Below are 23556 nucleotides of genomic sequence, written 5' to 3'. Positions count from 1 at the left end.
TCATTGGGAAGACTTTGTGCAGCACCGACCGGTTTTATTTGTAGAGGCGCTGCAGGCTTTAGCCATAAAAGAACAAGGCACTTATATCGATTGCACTTTCGGGAGAGGAGGGCACAGTCAGGGTATATTGGCCGGTCTTGGCAAGCAGGGGCGTTTGCTGGCGTTGGATAGAGATAAGGCGGCCATTGATTCGGCTGTTGCCCAGGAACTGCAGCAAGATGCCCGATTTACTTTGGTGCACAGTCGCTTTTCGGCATTGACATTGATTGCCGGTCAGCATGATTTACTGGGTTGTGTCGACGGGATTTTAATGGACTTAGGTGTTTCCTCGCCGCAGCTTGATAGGCCTGAGCGTGGTTTCAGCTTTATGAACGATGGACCTTTGGACATGAGAATGGATATTCATCATGGCGAAACCGCCGCGCAGTGGCTTTCGCATATTGATGAGCAAAGTTTGGCCAAGGTCTTGTTTGAATACGGTGAAGAGCGTTTTGCCCGGAGAATTGCCCGGACTATCGTTTCATCCAGGATGACAAATCCGATTTTAACGACCCGTCAACTGGTCGAGTTGATTGAAGACGCTGTGCCGGTGAGAGAGAAACATAAACATCCTGCCACGCGTACTTTTCAGGCGATTCGCCTGGAAATCAATCAGGAATTGAACGAACTCAAGTCAGCGCTGGATCAATCGGTTGAGGTACTAAAGCCGGGAGGCCGGTTGGTTGTCATATCGTTTCATTCATTAGAAGACCGCATCGTCAAGCGTTTTATAAGAGCGGAGTCGGGCGGCAAATATGACCCGGGTCGGCTACCGGTAAAAGAATCCGAGATAAGTAAAGGACTGCTAAAAAAGATGGGTAAGGCTATAAAAGCCGGTGACGAGGAAGTGTCTGAAAATCCCAGATCCAGAAGTGCCGTTATGCGGGTGGCTGAAAAAATATGAATGTGGTCAAGATTAAGGTCCTGTTGATGATGGGGCTTGTGGTTGGGCTTTTAGGTTCGGCTTTGGCGGTTATTTACAGTAAGTACCAATCGAGGTTGTTGTTCATTGAGATTCAAAAGCAAGAACGGGAACTCGATCGCTATGAAGTCGAATGGGGTCAGTTGCAACTTGAGCTAACGACTTTAGCGGAAGAAAATAGAGTTGAACAAATTGCGCGCGAGAAGCTGAGGCTGGTTTTGCCGCAACGGGAAGCGATTATTTACATTAAGCCCTAGATGCGCCGTTTTAATACACAGAAACAAACAAGGAAGCCGGTCAACGATTTTGCGGTAAGACGTAAAGTGTTGCTGGCTTTTATGTTGGGGGGAATGGCATTACTGGTAGGTCGCGCCTTTGATTTGCAAGTGCTGAATAAGCAGTTTTTAAAGCAGCAAGGTGATATGAGGCATGTTAGCGAAGTGGCGGTTTCTGCCTATCGAGGCATGATTCTGGATAGGAATGACGAGCCTTTGGCCATCAGTTCCCCGGTTGAGTCTGCGTGGGTCAACCCAATGGAGTTGGCTGAAGTTGCCCCTTCGGATATTAAACAAGTCGAGCAACTGCTGGGTTTGTCTGAAGGTAAAATTGCCAAGTTGATAATACCCGGATCAAAGCGCCAATTTGTTTATGTCAAAAGACGTATCAATCCGGATCTGGCAGAGCGGGTAAAAAAGCTCAGTATTAAAGGCGTTTATTTCGATCGTGAATTTAAGCGGTATTACCCTGCAGGTCCTATCTCTGCTCAACTGGTGGGCTTCACCAATATTGATGATGTTGGGCAAGAAGGCATTGAACTGGCTTATGAAAGTCTTTTAAAGGGCGTAACCGGCCGAAAACGTGTAATCAGGGATGGCAAGCGGCAAATTATTGCTGATATTGAAGCCATTAAAGCACCCATTAACGGACAAAACATAAAGCTAAGCATTGACGAGCGTATTCAGTACATTGCTTATCGGGAATTGCAGGCAGGCGTGATTGAAAATCAGGCTGATGCCGGAGCGCTGGTGCTTTTGGATGCAAAAACAGGCGAGGTGTTGGCTAATGTCAATTACCCTTCCTTCAATCCGAATATGCCTACCGGGACAAACAAAGGTGCATTTCGAAACAGAGGTCTGACTGATTTGTTTGAGCCCGGATCAACCGTCAAGCCATTCGTGATAGCGGCGGCATTACAGGGCGGTTTTATCAAGGAAGGTATAAAAATTGAAACGGACGGCGCTTACCGGGTTGGCCGAAATGTTGTTAAGGATATTCACAATTACGGCACCATGGATTTAACGCAGGTTTTAAAAAAATCCAGCAATGTTGCAACCAGTAAAGTCGCGTTGACTATGCCACCTAAATATTTTTGGGGGTTTTATCACCGACTGGGTTTTGGTGTCTCGGCGGGTTTGGACTTTCCCGGTGAAGCCAACGGCAGTTTATTGGATTACCACCGGTGGAATAACTTTGCTCAAGCGACCTTGTCGTTCGGTTATGGTGTCAATACCTCGGTCTTACAGTTGGCGCGAGCTTATACCGCATTGGCTGATGATGGCGTTTTACATTCAGTCAGCTTGCTGAAAAGAGATGAAGATACGGACGAAAAGCGTGTGTTTTCATCAAAAACAGCCAAACAGATACGCAGCATGCTTGAACATGTGGTGATGCAGGATGGAACAGCCTATCTTGCAAGGGTCGATGGTTACCGAGTTGCGGGTAAAACCGGTACTGTCAGAAAAGCCGGTGCCGGCGGGTATAAGGAAAAAAAGTATTTGTCGGTATTTGTCGGTATGGCTCCTGCCAGTAATCCACGCTTAGTCATGGCGGTTATGGTGGATGAGCCCAAAGCCGGGAAATATTATGGCGGACTGGTCTCTGGGCCGGTTTTTTCAAATGTGATGGCGGGCGCATTGCGGGTATTGGGCGTAGCTCAGGATCAGGTCGAAACCATGCCTTTATTACTTTCAAATAAAACGGTCCAGTAAAAAATGAAGCTAAGCAGCTTACTGGAGGGCTATGCCTCGGTAATAAATGATATTTCCATTCAGGGTTTGACGTTAAACAGCCGTGAAGTTAAGCCTGGAGATGCTTTTATTGCGTTGTCGGGGGCCAGGCAGCATGGCTTATTGTTTGCTGAAGACGCCATAAAAAGAGGTGCGGTAGCCATCATTTATGACTCCGCTTCTTGTGAAGATGTGAAGTTTAATCAGGATCAGGCGGTTTTTTTCGTTGCAGTTGAGCAGTTACATGCGCGCTTGGGTGATATTGCCGGGCGCTATTATGCTGAGCCTTCTGCAGCTATGAGCCTGATTGGCATAACTGGAACCAACGGTAAGACGTCTTGCAGTCAGTTTCTGGGTCAAGCGATGGATGACTGTGGCATTATCGGAACGTTAGGCTGGGGTAGTTGGGGTGAGCTTAAAACAACTCAAAATACTACGCCTGATGCGCTGGCGATCCAGGCCATGCTAGCCGCATTTAAACAGGAAGGAAAAAGGTCGGTAGCAATGGAAGTGTCGTCTCACGGATTGGAGCAAGGCCGTGTTAATGGGATCACATTTAAAGGTGCGGTTTATACCAATATCAGCCGTGATCACCTGGATTATCACGGTTCAATGGAAAATTATGTCGAGGCAAAGTTAAGGCTTTTAGCCAAACCGGGTGTGCAGTTTGCGGTTATCAACTTAGACGATAGTTACAGTGCCGCGATACTAAAGGCTGTGCCTCCCTCAGTTGCCGTATGGGGTACAAGCTTACAGGGCAAGCAGTTAGAAAGTGGCGAAACGGTTTTGGCCAAAAGAATTGAACAGGGATTGGACGGTATGCAGTTTGATGTGTGCTGGCGTGACCATTGTCGGCGGGTCAGCGTTGAATTGTACGGCGATTTTAATGTTGAAAATCTTCTTCTGGTTTTTGGCGTATTGCTGGCTACGGGCTACTCCTTTGATGAATCTGTTCGCCGGATTTCAAACATCAAGCCGGTTGCCGGGCGTATGACACGGTATGGCTCTGAATCGACGCCATGGATTTTTGTGGATTATGCGCACACGCCGGATGCGCTGGATAAAGTGTTAACCGGATTGAAAAAACATTGCCCCGAAAAATTATGGGTAGTAATGGGTTGTGGTGGCGACAGGGATGCGGGTAAACGTCCGTTGATGGGGCAAATCGCTGAAAAATGGGCGGACCATATTGTTCTAACCGATGACAATCCCCGCAGCGAAAATTCGTTGCGGATCATTGACGGAATCAAGCAGGGATGCAGTAGCACCAAGATCCGTGTGATTCAAGACAGAGAGCAGGCAATAAAAACCGTGGTTAGAGAAGCTGAAGATCAAGACTGTATTCTTATTGCCGGTAAAGGTCATGAGGCCTATCAGGAAATTAACGGTGTAAAAATACCTTTCAGCGATGCCGAAGTGGTTATCAGAGCCTTGGAGGATATTCGATAATGCGAGTTTTGTTGAGCCAAATAGCGCAATGGATCGATGCCGGGCTGACCGGCGAAGATATTGAAGTTGAACGGATCAGTATTAACACGCGGACCTTGCAGCCCGGCGATCTGTATATAGCCATCAAGGGCGGCCATTTCGATGGTAACGATTTTGTTGATCAGGCCGAACAGGCAGGGGCCTGCGCGGTTATTGTAAGTAAGCCAGTTGAAACCCGTTTGCCGGTTCTTGAAGTGGAAGATACCCGGCTGGCCTTGGCTAAAATAGCAGGCCATTGGCGAAACCTCATGCCGGCGCGTATTGTTGGCATTACCGGCAGTAACGGCAAAACGACTGCAAAAGAAATGACAGCGGCAGTTCTGGGGAATGACGACTCGGTGCTGTTTACAGCCGGTAACCTGAATAATGACATTGGCGTGCCGTTGACCTTGCTGCGGCTGGAAGAAAAACATCGGTACGGCGTGATCGAAATGGGTGCAAACCATGCAGGGGAAATAGCTTACACCAGTCGTTTTGTGCAGCCCGATGTGACGATTATTACCAATGCAGGACCGGCTCATTTAGAAGGATTCGGCAGTGTTGAAGGCGTTTCCAGGGGCAAGGGCGAAATTATCGGTGCTTTAAAGGAGTCCGGGACGGCCGTACTCAATCACGATGATGTTTATTTTGATTACTGGCACGGTCTGGCCGGTAAGCGAAAAGTGATTTCATTCGGAATGAATCCTGGCGCAGATGTTAGCTCAGATGGATTCAAGACTGAAATTTCGGAAAATCGTTTTTGTACGGCGTTTACCCTTCGTTATAAAAACGCATTTATCGAGATCCGGCTTAATCTGGCAGGCCGTCATAACGTACTTAATGCCTTGGCAGCCAGTGCGGCAGGTTTGGCGCTGGGTCTGGATTTGGTCCAAATCAAGCGAGGTTTGGAGTCCGTTCAGCCGGTCAATGGCCGTTTGTGTCCTCGTGCCGGTCAATTGGGCAATATCGTTATCGACGATACTTATAATGCCAACTTTGCTTCATTAAATGCGGCGCTGGCGGTTCTGATGGACTGCAATGGCGAGCCTTGGGTTGCTCTGGGCGCTTTTGGTGAATTAGGCCCGGAAAGCTCATTGATTCATCAGGACATGGGTAAGCAAATGAAAGCGATGGGTGTTAAAAGGCTTTTTGCGACAGGAGATGACGCACGCCATAGCGTTGAGGCCTTCGGCGACGGCGGGGTTTATTACGAAACACAGCAGGCATTGACCGATGCCCTGAAATCCGAACAGAAAGGCCAAGAAGCAATATTAGTGAAAGGCTCACGGTTTCAGCGTATGGAAAATGTTGTCAATGCCATTGTTTAAGACACAGGAATAAGAATGCTACTTTATTTGACTGATTATTTAATGACCTTGGATAGTGCCTTCAGAGTATTTCAGTATCTTACTCTGAGAGCTATTTTAGGGGCATTGACGGCGCTGATTATCTCTTTCGTCGTCGGTCCGGTCATGATCAGAAAACTGACCCGCAGAAAAATCGGGCAAAGTGTTCGTTCAGACGGACCTAAAAGTCATTTTGATAAAGCCGGGACTCCGACTATGGGCGGTGCGTTAATAATCGTTGCAGTCGCAGTCAGCACGTTGTTGTGGAGCAATCTTGGCAATCGCTATGTTTGGGTAGTTTTGCTGGTCACCTTGGGCTTCGGAATTATCGGTTTTGTAGACGATTACCGGAAAGTGATGTTGGGCAACAGCGATGGCCTCTCGGCAAGAGCCAAGTATTTCTGGCAATCGGTTATCGGCCTTACTGTTGCGATATTTCTTTATATGACCGCTACGGTTCCTGCTGAAACCCAGTTCATCGTGCCGTTTTTCAAAGATGTCATGCTCAATATGGGCTTGTTTTATATCGTCATGGTCTATTTTGTCATTGTCGGTACCAGTAACGCGGTTAATTTGACAGACGGGCTGGATGGTCTGGCGATCATGCCTACGGTAATGGTTGCAGCAGGTTTGGGCATCTTTGCTTATTTGTCGGGACATGCCGAGTTTTCCAAGTATTTGGCCATTCCATTTTTACCCAATAGCGGAGAACTGATCGTATTTTGTGCGGCGCTGGTTGGCGCAGGATTAGGGTTTCTTTGGTTTAACGCGTACCCAGCGATGGTCTTTATGGGTGATGTCGGTGCTTTGGCACTCGGTGGAGCATTAGGTGTTTTGGCGGTTCTGGTCAGGCAGGAAATTGTTCTGGTCATCATGGGCGGTATTTTTGTGATGGAGACACTGTCAGTCATGATTCAGGTTGCATCATTCAAAATGACCGGAAAGCGAGTATTTAGAATGGCTCCTATTCATCATCATTTTGAATTAAAAGGCTGGCCTGAGCCTCGCGTGATCGTCAGATTCTGGATTATTACTTTTATATTGGTCTTAGTCGGTTTATCGACATTGAAACTGAGATAACTATGGTCGTTCCGGATATCAAGCAAGCACTTGCGACACATTTAGGATTGGATCCCAATGCCTCTAAAGTTTTAGTAGTAGGTTTGGGCGATACTGGATTTTCGGTTGCCCGTTTTCTGAATGAACAGCACATCCGCTTCGCGGTAGTGGACAGCCGGGACAGGCCGCCTTTACTGGCAAAACTGGCGGATGAGATTCCCGATGCGCCGATTTTTACCGGTGGATTTGATGAAGCGGCTTTCAAGGTGGCATCGCATTTGATCATCAGTCCCGGTGTCTCGTTAAAGGAATACCCGATTGTCAAAGCGATAGCCAGAGGCGCAAAAGTCTTCAGTGATATAGATCTGCTGGTGAGTTGCATCAGTGTTCCCGTTGTTGGCATTACCGGTTCGAACGGAAAAAGTACCGTGACCACCATGGTGGGTGCCATGGCTAAGGAAGCGGGCAGACAGGTCGCCATAGGCGGTAATCTGGGAACGCCGGCGCTGGATTTGTTACAGGCGGATTGTGATCTCTATGTATTGGAATTGTCGAGTTTTCAACTGGAAAGAACGTCTTTACTTAATGCAGCGGCTGCTACCGTTTTGAACGTCACCGCGGATCACCTGGATCGTCATGACAGCATGGCGGACTATGCTGCTGAAAAACAAAAAATATTTAACGGCGACGGCGTGATGGTCATCAATCTGGATGACCCCTGGGTTGAAGCGATGGCCAATCCTGAGCGAAAAGTCAAAACCTTTTCGATTAAAACCCAGGCTGATTATTGTCTGCAAAGTGAAGGTTCAGTTGACTATCTGGTCAGCAAGAATCAACGTTTAATGGCGTTATCGGAATTGCCTTTGGAAGGGCTGCATAATGCATCAAATGCATTGGCCGCTTTAGCCCTGGGAGATGCAATTGGGCTTGATGAGCGGGCTATGTGCAATGCCTTGCGGAAATTTAAAGGCCTGGATCATCGCATGCAACGGGTTGCCCAGATTAAAGGGATTACGTGGGTCAATGATTCCAAAGCTACAAATATTGGGGCTTGTTTAGCCGCACTGCAAGGTTATAAAAATAAGGTCATTCTCATCGCAGGCGGTGACGCCAAAGGCGCAGATATGAATGAACTGGTACCGGTCCTCAGGGAAAAAGCCAAGGCGGTGATCCTGATGGGTAAAGATGGTCCAATGATTGAAAAAGCCATCAACGGGAGTGTACCTGTTTATTCGGTTAAGAACATTGCTGAGGCTGTTAATGTGGCTTCCGGTTTGGCTGATAAAGGAGAGACGGTATTGTTATCCCCGGCCTGTGCCAGTCTGGATCAATTTAAAAGTTATAAAGAGCGTGGCGAAAAGTTTGCTACGGCCGTTTTCGGGTTACAACAATGAGTGCATCAGATTCTAATAAACCAGGAAAAGAGTTTTATCTGGATTATCAGGTTATAGGCATCAGTTGTGCCTTGTTGATCATCGGTTTCATCATGGTGTCATCGGCGTCATTTCATTTGGGTGAAAAAATGCAAAGCAGCAACTGGCATTACCCGATGATGCAGATGATCCATATCGTTATCGGATTGGTATTTGCTGTCGCCATGTATTGTGTGCCGTTGAGTTTTTGGGAGCGCTACGGGCAATGGTTATTTTTGGGTGGATTGGCTTTGTTGTTGCTGGTATTCGTTCCCGGCTTAGGCGTGAAAGTGAATGGCAGTACCCGCTGGATTTCGTTGGGCGGATTTCGAATTCAGGTCTCTGAAGTTGTCAAACTGATTTCAGTGATCTACATGGCGAGTTATGTGACGCGATATCAGGACACATTAAGAAATTCGACGTTTGGCGCTTTTAAACCTTTAGCGTTGTTCGTCGTTGCCAGCGTTTTATTGCTGTTGGAGCCCGATTTTGGTTCTGCAGTAGTGATAGTGTCGATGGCGATGGTGATCATGTTTTTGAGTGGCGCGAGATTAGGCCAATTTGCGGCATTACTGCTGATCTTCGGTTCAGCCGCAGCGGCCTTGGTGATTATCTCTCCGTATCGATGGAAGCGGATCGTTTCTTATCTCAATCCTTGGGCCGATCCGGAAAATACCGGATTTCAGCTGGTGCAGGCCTTAATATCGTTTGGCCGGGGAGAATGGATAGGTGTCGGGTTGGGCAACAGCTTGCAGAAACTTTTTTATTTGCCTGAGGCGCATACCGATTTTCTATTTTCAGTGTTAGCCGAGGAGTTAGGTTTGCTGGGCATTACGCTGGTGATTCTGTTGTTTGCTTTATTGGTATGGCGTGCATTCAAAATAGGCGTGACGGCCGAAAACGCAGGTCTGGCATTTCCCGCCTACGTTGCCTATGGCATAGGATTCTGGTTTGGATTTCAGGCGTTTATCAATATGGGCGTGAATATGGGCATATTGCCGACCAAGGGGATTACCTTGCCGCTAATGAGTTATGGCGGCGGCAGTATGATTGTGATGTGCAGTGCAATTGCCTTGCTGTTAAGAGTCAGTTCGGATGCTCATGTATTAAAGGCCTCTTTACCAAAAGGGAATCCGTTATGGGCAAACGCATAGTGATTATGGCTGGCGGAACAGGCGGACATGTTTTTCCGGCGCTTGCTGTTGCTCATTATTTACAGGAGCAGGACTGGCAAGTCAGCTGGATGGGAACTTTAAACGGCCTGGAATGCAAGGTGGTTCCAGCAAACGGGATTGAAATTGACTGGTTGCCAGTGGCCGGATTTAGAGGCAAGGGTTTGGCCGCAAAATTTAAAGCGATCGGATTATTGATCAGGGCTTGTTTCGCAGCCTTAAAAATTCTGCGTCAGCGTAAACCCGATGTAGTGCTGGGTATGGGCGGATTTGTTGCCGGGCCTGGAGGGATAATGGCTAAACTGCTGGGTATTCCGTTGATTATTCATGAACAAAATCGCGTACCGGGCACAACTAACCGTTTGCTTTCTAAATTGGCAAATCAAGTGCTGGAAGCTTTTCCTGATAGCTTTAAAAAGAATGTCAATGCCAAATGGGTGGGTAATCCACTGCGTAAAGAATTATTGTCGGTCACCAAAAATAAAGCAGGCAAATCAGCCGGGGTGGTGCGCATTTTGGTCTTAGGCGGCAGTCAAGGCGCCAAGGTTCTGAATGAAATTATGCCTGATACGGCTTCCAGGCTTGAATCGGTGCGGATCAAACATCAGACGGGTGAGTCCATGCTCGCCGAAGTGACTCAACGGTATCAGGATTTAGGAATTGATGCACAAGTGACAGCGTTTATTCAAAACATGGCTGAAGCCTATCAATGGGCGGATCTGGTTGTCTGTCGCTCAGGCGCCATGACGGTCAGCGAAGTCGCTGCGATGGCGCTTCCGGCTGTTTATATCCCGTTTCCTTATGCAATCGATGACCATCAGACCGCCAATGCGAAGTATGCCGTTGATGCCGGAGGAGGCCTGTTGTTGATGCAACATGATTTAACACCTGAAAATCTGGCGGGCCGGATCAAGCATATTATTGACCATCTCGACGAGATGGGGCGTGCAGCCCTCACTTGTGCAAAGCTGGATGCAACCCGGTGTGTTGCTGATAGTTGTATTGCGGAGGCCCGTCCATGAATTTTCCGAAAGTAAAGATGCCTACTAAAGCACTAGGTAATGTTGATCGCATACATTTTGTCGGAATTGGCGGCACGGGTATGAGTGGCATTGCCGAAGTGCTTTCCAATCTGGGTTACCAAGTGTCCGGTTCGGATATCAAAACCAGTGCAGTAACCGAAAGACTGATTAAACAAGGTGTGTCAGTCCATATCGGGCATAAACGCGAGCACGTTGCTGGTGCTGATGTTGTTGTCGTTTCTTCTGCAATTGATCGCAGCAATGATGAGGTTGATGAGGCTTATCTGAACAGGATACCCGTGATTCCTCGCGCAGAAATGCTGGCTGAATTGATGCGCTTTCGTTTCGGCATTGCTGTGGCCGGGACGCATGGCAAAACGACGACGACCAGCCTGGTTGCGAGCATTTTGGCAGAAGCCGGGATGGATCCCACTTTTGTGATCGGTGGGCGGCTTAACAGCGCAGGCACCAATGCCAAGTTAGGTCAGGGTCATTATCTGGTTGCGGAAGCCGATGAAAGCGACGCTTCATTTTTGTACCTGCAGCCCATGATGGCGGTCGTGACGAACATCGATCAAGACCATATGGCAACCTATCAGGGTAGCTACGACAAGCTTAAAGCGACATTTATCGAATTTTTGCATCATTTGCCTTTTTACGGCCTGGCCGTTTTGTGTCTGGACGATGAGGGTGTCAGGGAGATTTTGCCGAAACTGTCCAAGCCGGTAAAAACCTATGGTGTCCATGAACAGGCCGATGTCAGGGCGATTGAAATTCATCAATGCGGAATGAACACCTCTTTCACCGTGTTGCGCTCGGGTAACTATGAACCGCTCAGAGTTCATCTGAATATGCCAGGGTGGCACAACATGTTGAATGCATTGGCGGCTATCGCCATTGCAACCAGTCTGGATGTGGATGATGACGCCATCGTTAGAAGTCTGGGCGCATTTCATGGCATAGGCCGCCGTTTTCAAATCAATGGAGATATCCCATTTGAGGGCGGCCGGTTAACCCTGGTGGATGATTATGGGCATCATCCCCGTGAAATTGCCGCAACCCTTGAGGCGTTGCGACAGGCTTGGCCTAAACGGCGGGAAGTCATTATTTTTCAGCCCCACAGGTATTCCCGGACCCGTGATTTGTTTGAAGATTTCGTCCAGGTCTTATCATCCGTGGATGTTTTAATTTTGCTGGATATTTATTCGGCAGGCGAATCTCCTATCACCGGAGCAGACGGGCGGTCATTGAGTCGAGCCATTCGCGTCAGAGGGCAGGTGGATCCGGTATTTGTAGAAGATTGGCGGGAATTGCCAAAATTGTTGGCGGGTATTGTCAGGAAGGATGATGTGATTTTGACCTTGGGCGCAGGAAATGTTGGGCAGATCGCTACCGATTTGCCGGTTTTGTTGGCTGAAGCGCTGGTCATGCGATAGGCAGAGAGGATCATGGTGGTCGATTTAAATGGCCGGTTACTCAGTAATGAGCCGCTTGCAAAATATACCAGCTGGCGTGTCGGGGGACCGGCAGATCGGATGTATATACCGGAAGACAAGAACGATTTAATTTTATTTATACGGTCTATCGATAGTTCTGAGCCGGTCATGTGGCTGGGTTTAGGCAGTAATGTATTGGTCAGGGATGGCGGCATTAGAGGAACGGTCATTAACACCCGTAATCGCTTGAAGCAATTGCGCCTGATAGCGGACAACACCGTTTACGTTGAGGCAGGTGTCCCCTGCGCGTTGGTCGCCAGATTTTGCGGCGAACAAGGTCTGGTCGGCGCAGAATTTCTTGCCGGTATTCCGGGAACCATGGGTGGAGCACTAAAAATGAATGCAGGCGCTTTTGGCGGGGAAACCTGGAACATTGTCAAAAGTGTGGAAACAATTAACCGGCAAGGTGACGTATTGGAACGAGCGCCCGACTATTTTCAGATAGCGTATCGATCAGTCAAAGGATTTGAAAACGAATGGTTTTTGTCGGCCGTGGTGCAATTGGAAACCGGTAATGCGGCGGTGAGTCAGCAAAAAATAAAGTCATTACTGGAAAAGCGTGGACAAACACAACCGACCAATCAGCCTAGCTGCGGTTCTGTTTTCAAGAATCCCGACGGAGATTATGCCGCAAGATTGATTGAAGCCTGCGGATTGAAAGGTTATGCCATCGGAGGGGCTCAGGTTTCTGAAAAGCATGCCAATTTTATAATTAATACAGGCAATGCCAAGGCTGAAGAGATTGAAATGCTGATCAAATTTGTTCAGGACACGGTAGCCGAAAAGCAAGGCATCAGGTTAGCGACAGAAGTGTGTACGGTAGGGGAAAAAGAATGAAGCCGAAGGCGATTGAGATGCCGCAGCAGTTTGGGCGTGTAGCGGTAATGATGGGTGGAACTGCCGCAGAACGTGAGGTTTCATTAAGAAGCGGCACTGCTGTTTTTAATGCGCTTAAAGAGTCGGGTATAGATGCCGTCGCGATTGATGTGACTGGAAATCCGGTGCAGGCCTTGGCAGGCGAGCGCTTTGATCGTGTATTTAATATCATCCACGGCCGCGGCGGCGAAGACGGTGTGTTACAGGGTGCGTTGGAAGCCATAGGCATGCCTTACACAGGCAGTGGTGTTTTGGCATCGGCACTCAGTATGGATAAGCTCAGAACCAAGATGTGTTGGCGGGGTGTTGGTTTGCCGACGCCTCAATGGACCTTGCTGAGACAGAGCGGCGATATTGATACGTGTATTGAGAAGCTGGGTTTTCCCGTGATTGTCAAGCCGGCCAAGGAAGGATCCAGCATCGGCATGAGTAAAGCTTCAGATAGAGATGAATTGATCCAGGCGTTTGAATTGGCCTCCGAATATAACTGTGATGTCTATGCCGAGGCCTGGGTCTCAGGGCGGGAGTTCACGGTAGCGGTTGTTCAGGGAGAGGCATTACCGGTTATTCGATTGGAAACACCCAATGTTTTTTATGATTACGATGCGAAGTACAAGGCTAATACCACCCAATATCATTGCCCGTGCGGACTCAGTGACCCAGAAGAGCAATCGTTGCAGGCTTTGGCGGTCAGTGCTTGCGAGGCGCTCGGAGTTGAAGGTTGGGGCAGGGTCGACGTATTTATCGATCAGGACGGTCATAACCAATTGATTGAGGTCAATACCGTACCGGGTATGACCGATCACAGCTTGGTACCTATGGCGGCAAAACAGGCCGGGATAAGTTTCACTGAGTTAGTTTGGCGAATTCTTGAAACCAGCTTTTAACTGAGGTGATATGCAGATCACCAAGTTTGTGTGCATAGGGTTGTTATTGATAGGGCTAATATGGACTTTTTGGGACAAAGCAAAAACCTACCAGTCGGATGCGGTACCTATCAGGTATGTAAGAATTGAAGGTGTTTTTCAATACATCAGTAAAGAGGAACTTAAGCAGACCGTTAAGCCTTTGGTGACGACCGGCATCTTTAGTGCCGATATGCTGGCAATACAGCAGGCTATGATGAAGTTGCCGTGGATTGCTAATGTCAGGGTTAAGAGGGTATGGCCGGATGCGATTGATATTAAGGTCTACGAAAAAATGGCAGTCGCCCGATGGGGTGAAAATGGTCTGCTATCTATACGGGGAGAAATATTTAGACCGTCGAATACGGTACAGTTTGAAAATCTTCCCAAATTGCATGGCCCCGAAGGCCAAGCTGCCAAACTTCTTGAAATCATGAGAGGTTTGAGAACAACCCTGGCGGATCATTCATTTGGATTGGCAGAGTTTATTGTTAACGAACGGCGGGCCTGGAAGATCGTGTTAACGAATGGTATGGAAATACAACTAGGCGGAAAAGAACAACTGAGAACTTTTCAGCGGTTTTTAAAGACCTTGAGTTTATTAAATCAAGATCAAATAGAGTCAATTGCAAAAGTCGATTTAAGGTATCCGAACGGCTATGCAGTTACATGGAAACCCGGCGTTCCGGAAATAGACTGGAAGAAGATTGCTGAAGGACAACAGCAGCCTTAACAGCTACAGATTATGGTGTTCTAAGAGTAAATAAAATGGCAAAAAAAACAGATAGGAATTTAATAGTTGGACTGGATATTGGAACATCAAAAGTTGCAGCCATCGTCGGTGAACATACCGGGAATGGCGAAATTGAAGTTATAGGTATCGGTTGCACACCTTCTCGCGGCTTAAAAAAGGGGGTTGTGGTTAACCTTGAGTCTACTGTGCAGTCAATTCGTCGAGCGATCGAGGAAGCCGAACTGATGGCGGGATGCGAAATCACCTCGGTATTTGCGGGTATAGCCGGAAGTCACATAAAAAGCCTCAATTCCCACGGGATTGTCGCTATAAAAGAAAAAGAAGTGACTCAATATGACATTGACAGAGTGATTGATTCTGCTCGAGCAGTGGCAATCCCTGCTGATCAGAAAATTTTGCACATTCTGCCTCAGGAATTTGTGATTGATTTGCAGGATGGTATCAAAGAACCTATCGGGATGTCAGGCATTCGCTTGGAAGCCAAGGTTCACATGGTGACCGGAAGCGTCAGCGCGGCGCAAAACATTATCAAATGTATCCGCCGGTGTGGGCTGGAAGTAGACGATATCGTTCTGGAGCAGCTGGCATCGTGTAATTCCGTTCTGACCGATGATGAAAAAGATTTGGGCGTTTGTCTTATTGATATAGGCGGCGGGACCACAGACATTGCTGTTTTCTCCCACGGTGCGATCAAGCATACCGCTGTTATTCCGATTGCGGGTGATCAAGTCACCAATGATATAGCCGTAGCCTTAAGAACACCTACCCAAAATGCAGAACAAATCAAGCAGAAATATGCTTGTGCACTGACACAATTAGCCAATACTGATCAGTTGATTGAGGTGCCTAGTATTGGTGATAGAGCACCCAGAAAAATATCCGTGCAAAATCTGGCGGAAATCATTGAGCCTCGTTATGAAGAGTTGATGTTGTTGGTTCAAGCTGAGCTAAGGCGAAGCGGGTATGAAGAAATGATTGCCGCCGGTATTGTCATTACTGGCGGGAGCGCGAAAGTAACAGGGGTAATCGAATTAGCGGAAGAGATATTCCATATGCCGGTCCGGATGGGACTTCCTCAGCATGTTTCAGGGCTGACGGATGTTATCAGAAATCCGATCCATTCAACCGGTGTGGGTTTGTTGCTATATGGAAAAGAACACAGGGGTGGCTTTGACAGTTTTGATGCGGATAGCACCGGCGTGTTGGCCAAAATGAAAAAATGGTTTCAGGGTAATTTTTAAGAATTATTACGTTTGCAAGGGGAACAATTATGAAATATGAACTAATGGACATCGGTGCTGAAAATGCCGTAATAAAAGTCATCGGCGTCGGCGGCGGTGGCGGTAATGCAGTCAATCACATGGTGGAAAAACACATTGAAGGTGTGCAATTCATCTGTGCAAATACCGATGCCCAAGCACTAAGAAAAATGAATGTGGATACTATCATTCAATTGGGCGCGGAATTGACCAAAGGTTTGGGTGCGGGGACCAATCCTGATATCGGTAAACAAGCGGCGTTGGAAAACAGAGAGCGAATCAAGGAAGTCATTCAGGGTGCCGATATGGTTTTTTTAACCGCAGGCATGGGCGGCGGCACAGGTACTGGAGCCATTCCCACTATTGCTGAAATAGCCAGAGAATTAGGCATTCTTACCGTTGCAGTTGTGACCAAGCCTTTCCATTTCGAAGGCAAAAAGAAAATGGAAGTCGCCGAACAAGGTATCAAAGAACTTGAAAAATATGTCGATTCTTTGATCACGATTCCCAATCAAAAACTGTTGCCGGTTTTAGGCAGCAACATTTCATTGGTAAGCGCATTTAATGCGGCCAACAATGTGCTGCTGGATGCGGTGCAAGGCATTACCGAATTAATTACTCATCCCGGTATGATCAACGTCGATTTTGCTGACGTAAGAACCGTTATGTCGGGTATGGGTGCTGCGATTATGGGTACGGGATCGGCCTCAGGTGAGAACCGTGCTAGAGAAGCCGCTGAAAAAGCCATCGCCTGTCCTTTGCTGGAAGATATCAACTTGCAAGGTGCACGCGGAATTCTCGTCAACATTACCGCTGCGGATATGGGGATTGCCGAGTTTGATGAAGTAGGTAACATTGTTCACGAATTCGGATCGGAAGACGCCATCATTAAGATCGGAACAGCCATCGATCCTTCTCTGGGTGACGAGATCAAGGTGACTGTCGTGGCAACGGGTATGGGCGGACAAACCGTTGCAGCGCATCCACACATCAAGTTGGCGGTAAAAGCCGTGACGGCGGGCGAAATTAATTATGAAAAGCTGGATAAGCCCACTGTCATAAGACAAAATCGTGCTGAACTTCGTGAGACGCGTTTTGGTGCTCAGCCTAAAAAAGAGATCGATATGGACTATTTGGACATCCCTGCGTTTTTAAGACGTCAAGCGGATTAATCGAGCCTGTTTATTATCGATGTCAGTTAATTTCCACTGCCAGGGATGGCCGGGGAAGGACTTCTGCTCAGCCATAATGGAGCACATCGAATTCATTTATTTACCGGCCTCATTCTGATAGTTAATGGGTAATTTATTATTAAGCCTGCAAAATTCTGCCAGTCGCCTGTTTCACCTCTTTTGCGGATAACGTGTCTTGGCGAATGGCCGAAATTTAATGTGCGCTTTCTGGCTGGATAACGCCCGAAAAATCAAAGTCATTTGTAGTCTGATGGTTTGAATGACTGGCTAATATGATATACTCCCACAGTTTCCTGCCCCAATAAATTAGGCATTATTGAAATCTATGATCAAACAGCGTACTTTAAAAAACACGATTCGGGCCACCGGTGTAGGGCTGCATACCGGCGATAAGGTTTATGTGACTTTGCGTCCGGCAGAACCCAATACCGGTATAAGGTTTCGTCGTGTTGATCTGGACGAGCCCGTCACCATTATTGCGTCACCGGGAAATGTTGGAGAAACCACCCTTTCAACGACTCTCATTCAAGATGGTGTAAAAATATCTACTATCGAGCATTTGCTTTCCGCATTTGCAGGTTTGGGGATCGATAACGCTATTATTGATCTGAGTGCCGCTGAGGTGCCTATCATGGATGGCAGTGCCGGGCCCTTTGTTTTTTTATTACAGTCGGCCGGTGTAGAAGAGCAGGACATTCCGAAACAATATCTTCGGATAAAACGCAGCATCCGTGTCGAGGATGGCGATAAATGGGCCGCATTTGAGCCTTTTAATGGCTTCAAAGTCACGTTTACAATCGATTTTGAACATCCTGCTTTCGCTGAGCACTTAAAGACAGCTGTGATGGATTTTTCCTCGACAACTTTTGTTAAGGAAGTGAGTCGGGCTAGAACCTTTGGCTTTATGAAAGATATTGATATGCTCAGGCAGAATAACCTTGCTTTGGGCGGCAGTCTGGATAACGCCATTGTTGTCGATGATGACAAAATCCTTAACGAAGACGGTTTGCGTTACGCCGATGAGTTTGTAAAGCATAAAATTTTGGACGCAATCGGCGATTTGTATTTATTGGGGCATAGCCTGATTGGGGAATTTGTCGGGTATAAATCCGGGCACGGACTGAATAATAAATTACTCCGGACGTTGCTTGAAAACAAGGATGCGTGGGAAATGGTAACTTTCGATGATGAGAAGGATGCCCCCATTTCGTTTATGCGCAGTGCAGGGGATGTTGCCGAGCCTGCATAAGTATTTCAATCAGTTGAAGCGATGGATCAGCTTCGCTTCAACTTTCTGCTGGTTTTTTAGATAATTTTTCTAAAGTCAAACTCAAGCGCATGAGGGCCTGATCCAGCGGATCAGCCGATTTTGATGCTTGATTATTCCTAAGTGCCTTGATAATAGCCATAGACGGAAGCTTCGGTCCTGGCTTTCTGACACGGTATTCCTGACGCAAAGTTTCTGTTATCCGTATCTGCAAAGACAAAACTTTAGCGTGCGTTGCCAGGCTGGCAGCATCTAATAAGGTGGGGCCATGAAATCTCAGTTTTGTCGCATTAGCCGCATTGTCAGTATAAACCTGGAGTTTGCCGCCCGAGACAGCGAGATATTTTATAGAGCTGGTCAGTTCATCAGGCAGTCTTGCGCGAATGGCGTTAAGAATGATCGATTGCTGTTTTGCATGTAAGGCGATCACGGCAAGCGTTTTATTGGGAAATGCCAGCGGAGTTTTAAACGAGTGATATTTAGCCATTGACCTGAAGACAGAGTGATACAGATTAGTTCTGATTGAATTTAACGGGTTGTTTTAATCCATTAAATCACATTGTTGATAGACAAGTTCTATTCTTCCAAGTGCATAGATTGACTTTAAGCTGATTTGGCATAAAATAGCCGCGGCTAGAAAGTGATAAAGCTTAATTGTTTGCTGTTACGATGTTTTTTCTGTAGTACTCCGTACCCCTAAGTCCTCGTTCTGTTCTGCATTAAGTCATTTCAATATTTCCCGCTGCACATCGCTTCAAGCGTTACATTTTTTTATTCAGGAGTTACACATGGCTACTACAGGCACAGTTAAATGGTTTAATGCGGACAAAGGTTTCGGTTTTATTCAACAAGAGCAAGGACCCGATGTTTTTGTTCATTTTCGCAATATAGCGGGAACAGGATTTAAATCCTTAAACGAAGGACAAAAAGTCCAATTTGTTGTGACTCAAGGTCAAAAAGGACCGCAAGCCGAAGAAGTTACGATTATCTAATCAGCGGTTACTGGCTGGGTTGATTGGGTATCACTACTCATTGAGTATTTTTCCTGATCACCTGGCAATAACCCGCCAGTTTTCCTCTAAAAATTACGGATCATTTTTTAAAAATGCGCAGGGAAGTTATAATAAGCTCGTTAATCCTTCCTGATTGATCCGCGAGTCTTTCTTTTCAAGACACTCATTCCTCTTGTTCGAGCGGTCTAACCGCCTCTGAAATTCTTAAATTGCTTTAATAACGCTAAAGGCCGAACTGTTTTATTCCGATTTCTTCTGGCAATCGGCTGAAAAAATTCAGCTACAAAGGTGAGTATTCATTTTTTGCTGCAGGAAACCGGTTTTTAGAACATAAAAGCTATGTTAAATGGAAATAATGATAGCTTTACTTCGCGCGGCCACATTTGCGGTTTTCTGACGCGCTCTTTTGTCCGATAGCGGCGTTGCCTCCATGGATGGAGGTAAGGGGCGTGAGCAGGAGCGGAAGCTTTGCGAAAGCAGTTACAGAGCTTGCCATACCCCTGTTCCCGCGCCTTGCTCTCGAACTAAATAGCCTTGCCATAAAAGCCGAAAACATGACCGCGCGAAGTATGATCATTCCTTTCTAGAAGCTGTTGGTGACTGATAGGAAATAATGCATAAATACCTAGTGTGATTGTAAAGAATTGGAATCATCCCTATAGTTAAGTTTGTGTAGTTTTTTCTCAATTATTTATAAAGGAATAGAGTTATGAGTGATTTTTACCGAGATGTATTAACGGGTGCGGTTTTTGTAAGTGGTCTAATAGGCTTTGTTTCAGGCGAATTTGTTATTTCATCCACACTGTTTGCAACGGCGACTATTGCCAGTAATTTAAATATGAACCGTAAACTTGGCAAAACAGGCAGTGAATGATGCAAATCAATTCTTCAAAGGAGTTGTCTGGTAAACAAAGATTTAAACATCCGGGAATTTTTTCCCGGATGTTTTAAACAAGTCCCTTCGGCATTCATCGCTGATGTTACGCATTTTCTGCAAAATACACGAAATCCCTTGAACTATTTGCTTAGCCGTCACTTGTGGATAACGGTTGACGTTAATCAATATACTTAACCGCATCCCTGCCGCTTTCAGGAATTCAGCCTTTGGTCTTCAAAACAAGGTACTCACTGCATTAATATTTCATTTCTCATCCGTTCTTGATGAATCCGCTTAAAATCCGCAATCCACCCAATCCTATTTTTCGTGCCTTTTGTGGCTATTGATCATGCCACATGCGCCATATTGGGTGGTTCTCTCTAATGTACCCGTGGCAGTAATTGGCCTCTGAGGTGTCGAACCGGAAAGTGTGTTTATTTGTAATTTCGGAAATTCTACTGTCTGTACAGTATCGATATCAGTTTGCCAGGGTTGTTTTTAACTGTAAAAAAAGGGCCACTCGTTATATAATCGGCGCTATTTGAAAATGCAATCTCACAAATCACATCGGAAAAAAGCATGCTGGGTAATCTGGTTAAAATTGTAATAGGCAGTCGAAATGATCGCTTGATCAAGAAAAAAAGGAAGCTGGTAAAAAAAATCAATGCGCTGGCGGCCGATTATGAAAGATTATCCGACGAGGAACTAAAAGCAAAAACGCTGGAGTTCCGTGATCGTCTGGAAAAAGGCGAAACAATAGATGATTTGATTCCTGAAGCTTTTGCTACTGTCAGAGAGGCGTCTTCCCGGGTATTTGGAATGCGTCACTTCGATGTTCAGTTGATCGGCGGTATGGTACTGAATGACGGCAAAATTGCCGAAATGAAGACCGGAGAAGGTAAAACATTGATGGCAACGCTGGCGGCTTATCTTAATGCCTTGCCGGGGAAGGGCGTACATGTCGTTACCGTTAACGATTATTTGGCGGCTCGTGATGCGGATTGGATGGGCAAGTTGTACGGTTTTCTCGGCTTGACAACTGGGGTTATTGTGAGCCAAATGGATAGCCGTGAGCGTCGTACCGCTTATGCTTCCGACATTACCTATGGAACAAACAATGAATTCGGGTTTGACTATCTGCGCGACAATATGGCGTTCAGCATGGCCCAAAAAGTTCAGCGTGAGCTGGCATTTGCGATTGTCGATGAGGTGGACTCCATTCTGATTGACGAGGCAAGAACCCCGTTAATCATTTCCGGGCCGACAGAAGGCAGTACCGAAGTTTATATGAAAGCGAACGAAATTGTTCCTTTCCTTACCAAACAGGAAAAAGAAGACGAGCCGGGCGATTTTTCTGTCGATGAGAAAACCAGACAGGTTTATTTGACTGAAGAAGGTCATGAACGGGTCGAGCGGTTAATGATAGAGCATGGTTTGATGGCGGAAGGTGGAAGTTTGTATGACGCTGCTAATATCAGGCTCATGCATTATCTGAATGCATCGTTGAGAGCACACAATTTATTTCAAAAAGATGTTGATTATATCGTCGCAAACAATGAGGTCGTCATTGTTGATGAGTTTACCGGGCGTGTTATGCCTGGGCGACGCTGGTCGGAAGGCTTGCATCAAGCGATAGAAGCAAAAGAGCATGTGGCTATTCAAAACGAAAATCAAACTTTGGCCTCCATCACCTTTCAAAATTATTTCAGGCTTTATGAAAAGCTGTCCGGTATGACCGGTACTGCAGATACGGAGGCATTTGAATTAAATAGTATATACGGTCTGGAAGTGGTTGTGATTCCTACCCATAGGCCGATGATCAGAAAAGATCTGGGTGATTTGGTCTATCTGACGGCTATAGAAAAATATCAGGCCATTGTCGAAGATATTAAACAATGCGTTGAGCGTGGGCAGCCGGTTTTAGTGGGTACCACGTCAATTGAAAATTCCGAAATTATATCCAGATTGCTGACTCAGCAAAAAATCAAGCATGAAGTGCTCAATGCCAAGCAGCATGAACGCGAGGCGCATATTATCGCCCAAGCCGGTATGCCCGGAGCTGTAACTATAGCCACCAATATGGCGGGTAGGGGAACGGATATCGTGCTGGGGGGAAACCTGGACGAAGAATTGAAAGCATTGCCTGAGGGAACAAGCGAAGAAGAGATACAAAAAGTCCGTGGAGCTTGGCTGGATAGACACCAGCTTGTGCTGGATAGCGGAGGGCTTCATGTCATCGGTTCAGAACGGCACGAATCCCGCCGGGTCGATAATCAGTTAAGAGGCCGCTCCGGACGCCAGGGTGACCCGGGTTCAACACGTTTTTATCTGTCCTTGGAAGATCCTTTGATGCGTATTTTCGCTTCGGATCGCGTGGCATCGTTGATGCAAAAACTGGGCATGGGACATGGCGAGGCGATTGAGCATCCCTGGGTAACCCGCTCGATTGAAAGCGCCCAGCAAAAAGTGGAAAACCGAAATTTTGATATTCGCAAACAAATATTGACTTACGATGACGTGGCGAATGATCAGCGGAAGGTTGTTTATGCGCAACGTAATGAGTTGATGGCGGCAGAAGATATTTCCGACATCATCACGCAGATCAGAAAAGATGTGGTCAACAATGTGATTACTCAGTATATCCCTCCAAAAACCATGGAAGAGCAATGGAATACCAAAGGGTTAGAAGAGCATTTACATCAGGAGTTCAATGTGGAAATTCCAGTTCGGCAAATGCTTGCCGACGATAAAAAATTGCATGAAGCAATATTAAGAGACCGCATTGTCGAACTGGTTGAGCAGTCTTATAAACAAAAAGAAGAGAGAATTGCGCCTGACGTGCTAAGGCACTTCGAAAAATCGGTCATGATGCAGGTGTTGGATAACAGCTGGAAAGAACATCTTGCTGCAATGGATCATCTTCGTCAGGGTATTCATTTTAGAGGCTATGCGCAAAAAGATCCGAAGCAGGAATATAAACGTGAATCGTTTGATATGTTTACGGCTCTTCTGGACCACATAAAGTATGAAGTCGTTGGGATTCTTGCGAAAGTTCAGGTGCAAGAGGAAGAGGATGTTCGGGCAATTGATGAGCAGCGTCAGGAGCCTCAAGAGTTGCATTTTGAACATGCTGAAGCCGAGTCATTTGTTCAGGCGATCGAGCATGATGCGGATGTGACGGGTGAGGCAGATGCCGAGCAGCCTTTTGTCCGTGATGGAAAAAAAGTTGGAAGGAATGATCCTTGTCCCTGCGGTTCCGGAAAAAAATATAAGCAGTGCCATGGTCAGATAAGTTAATTTCAAGTAAAAACAATACTGCTTTGCTGCTATACCTGCGCTTGCTGTAATAATCATGTTATTCGATAGAATTTGGGTACGGCCTTAATTTCCAAAAGCCTGCAATGAAAAACGAATGGGTGGGAAGTTACAAAACTAGCTTCCCAACATTACATTGCAGACAAGCTGTTTTAG

At 46.6% G+C, this 23556-nt stretch carries 20 protein-coding genes; 19 read left to right on the top strand and 1 reads right to left on the bottom strand.

Going from position 1 to position 23556, the window contains the following annotated elements; all coding sequences use genetic code 11:
- Window positions 1-16: 16 nt before the first annotated feature.
- The 16 genes from rsmH (at window position 17) to lpxC (ending at window position 18177) form a co-directional block, all read left to right on the top strand.
- Window positions 17-943 (top strand): 16S rRNA (cytosine(1402)-N(4))-methyltransferase RsmH, encoded by a 927-nt coding sequence (gene rsmH, locus GO003_RS01420; RefSeq protein ID WP_159652218.1) that lies wholly within the window; start codon window positions 17-19, stop codon window positions 941-943.
- The gene (ftsL, locus tag GO003_RS01415) at window positions 940-1218 is read left to right on the top strand and encodes a cell division protein FtsL (RefSeq protein WP_231088768.1); all 279 of its coding nucleotides are present in this window, start codon (window positions 940-942) and stop codon (window positions 1216-1218) included. The genes rsmH and ftsL overlap by 4 nt, the downstream gene beginning before the upstream one ends.
- Entirely contained in the window at window positions 1219-2949 is a 1731-nt protein-coding gene (locus GO003_RS01410; protein ID WP_159652220.1) for a peptidoglycan D,D-transpeptidase FtsI family protein, read from the top strand. It abuts the gene before it with no gap.
- 3 nt (window positions 2950-2952) lie between these two features.
- The gene (locus GO003_RS01405) at window positions 2953-4416 is read left to right on the top strand and encodes a UDP-N-acetylmuramoyl-L-alanyl-D-glutamate--2,6-diaminopimelate ligase (RefSeq protein ID WP_159652222.1); all 1464 of its coding nucleotides are present in this window, start codon (window positions 2953-2955) and stop codon (window positions 4414-4416) included.
- Window positions 4416-5762, top strand: a complete 1347-nt coding sequence (locus GO003_RS01400; RefSeq protein ID WP_159652224.1) for a UDP-N-acetylmuramoyl-tripeptide--D-alanyl-D-alanine ligase — start codon at window positions 4416-4418, stop codon at window positions 5760-5762. Before GO003_RS01405 ends, GO003_RS01400 begins: the two co-directional genes overlap by 1 nt.
- 15 nt (window positions 5763-5777) lie before the next feature.
- Window positions 5778-6860: a phospho-N-acetylmuramoyl-pentapeptide-transferase gene (gene mraY, locus GO003_RS01395; RefSeq protein WP_159652226.1), complete on the top strand. Its 1083-nt coding sequence runs from the start codon at window positions 5778-5780 to the stop codon at window positions 6858-6860.
- A 2-nt stretch (window positions 6861-6862) separates the two neighbouring features.
- Complete coding sequence (gene murD / locus GO003_RS01390; protein WP_159652228.1) at window positions 6863-8233, top strand: UDP-N-acetylmuramoyl-L-alanine--D-glutamate ligase; 1371 nt, start codon at window positions 6863-6865, stop codon at window positions 8231-8233.
- Window positions 8230-9405, top strand: a complete 1176-nt coding sequence (gene ftsW, locus GO003_RS01385; protein WP_159652230.1) for a putative lipid II flippase FtsW — start codon at window positions 8230-8232, stop codon at window positions 9403-9405. Before murD ends, ftsW begins: the two co-directional genes overlap by 4 nt.
- A complete protein-coding gene (murG, locus tag GO003_RS01380) occupies window positions 9390-10445 on the top strand; it encodes an undecaprenyldiphospho-muramoylpentapeptide beta-N-acetylglucosaminyltransferase (RefSeq protein ID WP_159652232.1) in 1056 nt (351 codons plus the stop codon). The genes ftsW and murG overlap by 16 nt, the downstream gene beginning before the upstream one ends.
- The gene (murC, locus tag GO003_RS01375; protein WP_159652234.1) at window positions 10442-11881 is read left to right on the top strand and encodes a UDP-N-acetylmuramate--L-alanine ligase; all 1440 of its coding nucleotides are present in this window, start codon (window positions 10442-10444) and stop codon (window positions 11879-11881) included. Before murG ends, murC begins: the two co-directional genes overlap by 4 nt.
- Window positions 11882-11893: 12 nt before the next feature.
- Window positions 11894-12778 carry a UDP-N-acetylmuramate dehydrogenase gene (gene murB, locus GO003_RS01370; RefSeq protein ID WP_159652236.1) on the top strand — a complete coding sequence of 295 codons (885 nt, stop codon included), beginning with the start codon at window positions 11894-11896 and terminating at the stop codon, window positions 12776-12778.
- Window positions 12775-13704, top strand: coding sequence for a D-alanine--D-alanine ligase (locus GO003_RS01365; protein WP_159652238.1), 930 nt, complete (start codon window positions 12775-12777; stop codon window positions 13702-13704). Before murB ends, GO003_RS01365 begins: the two co-directional genes overlap by 4 nt.
- A 10-nt stretch (window positions 13705-13714) precedes the next feature.
- The gene (locus GO003_RS01360) at window positions 13715-14455 is read left to right on the top strand and encodes a cell division protein FtsQ/DivIB (protein WP_159652240.1); all 741 of its coding nucleotides are present in this window, start codon (window positions 13715-13717) and stop codon (window positions 14453-14455) included.
- Between the two features lie 35 nt (window positions 14456-14490).
- Window positions 14491-15717, top strand: a complete 1227-nt coding sequence (ftsA, locus tag GO003_RS01355; protein ID WP_159652242.1) for a cell division protein FtsA — start codon at window positions 14491-14493, stop codon at window positions 15715-15717.
- A gap of 29 nt (window positions 15718-15746) precedes the next feature.
- Window positions 15747-16907: a cell division protein FtsZ gene (ftsZ, locus tag GO003_RS01350; RefSeq protein WP_159652244.1), complete on the top strand. Its 1161-nt coding sequence runs from the start codon at window positions 15747-15749 to the stop codon at window positions 16905-16907.
- Window positions 16908-17253: 346 nt separating this feature from the next.
- Window positions 17254-18177, top strand: coding sequence for a UDP-3-O-acyl-N-acetylglucosamine deacetylase (lpxC, locus tag GO003_RS01345; RefSeq protein ID WP_159652246.1), 924 nt, complete (start codon window positions 17254-17256; stop codon window positions 18175-18177).
- A 37-nt stretch (window positions 18178-18214) separates the two neighbouring features.
- On the opposite strand, the gene GO003_RS01340 is transcribed toward lpxC, so the two are convergent.
- Window positions 18215-18682 (bottom strand): DciA family protein, encoded by a 468-nt coding sequence (locus GO003_RS01340; RefSeq protein ID WP_159652248.1) that lies wholly within the window; start codon window positions 18680-18682, stop codon window positions 18215-18217.
- A gap of 301 nt (window positions 18683-18983) precedes the next feature.
- On the opposite strand from GO003_RS01340, the gene GO003_RS01335 reads away from it, so the two are divergent.
- The 3 genes from GO003_RS01335 to secA all read left to right on the top strand — a co-directional run bounded on the left by GO003_RS01335 (window position 18984) and on the right by secA (window position 23382).
- Window positions 18984-19187 (top strand): cold-shock protein, encoded by a 204-nt coding sequence (locus GO003_RS01335; RefSeq protein ID WP_159652250.1) that lies wholly within the window; start codon window positions 18984-18986, stop codon window positions 19185-19187.
- 730 nt (window positions 19188-19917) lie between these two features.
- Window positions 19918-20082: a hypothetical protein gene (locus GO003_RS01330; protein ID WP_164505701.1), complete on the top strand. Its 165-nt coding sequence runs from the start codon at window positions 19918-19920 to the stop codon at window positions 20080-20082.
- Between the two features lie 582 nt (window positions 20083-20664).
- Complete coding sequence (gene secA, locus GO003_RS01325; RefSeq protein ID WP_159652252.1) at window positions 20665-23382, top strand: preprotein translocase subunit SecA; 2718 nt, start codon at window positions 20665-20667, stop codon at window positions 23380-23382.
- Window positions 23383-23556: the final 174 nt, after the last annotated feature.

Source organism: Methylicorpusculum oleiharenae, assembly GCF_009828925.2.
Taxonomy (GTDB): Bacteria; Pseudomonadota; Gammaproteobacteria; order Methylococcales; family Methylomonadaceae; genus Methylicorpusculum; species Methylicorpusculum oleiharenae.
Note: the sequence above shows the minus strand (reverse complement) of the source record. Positions and strands in the feature narration are given on the sequence as shown.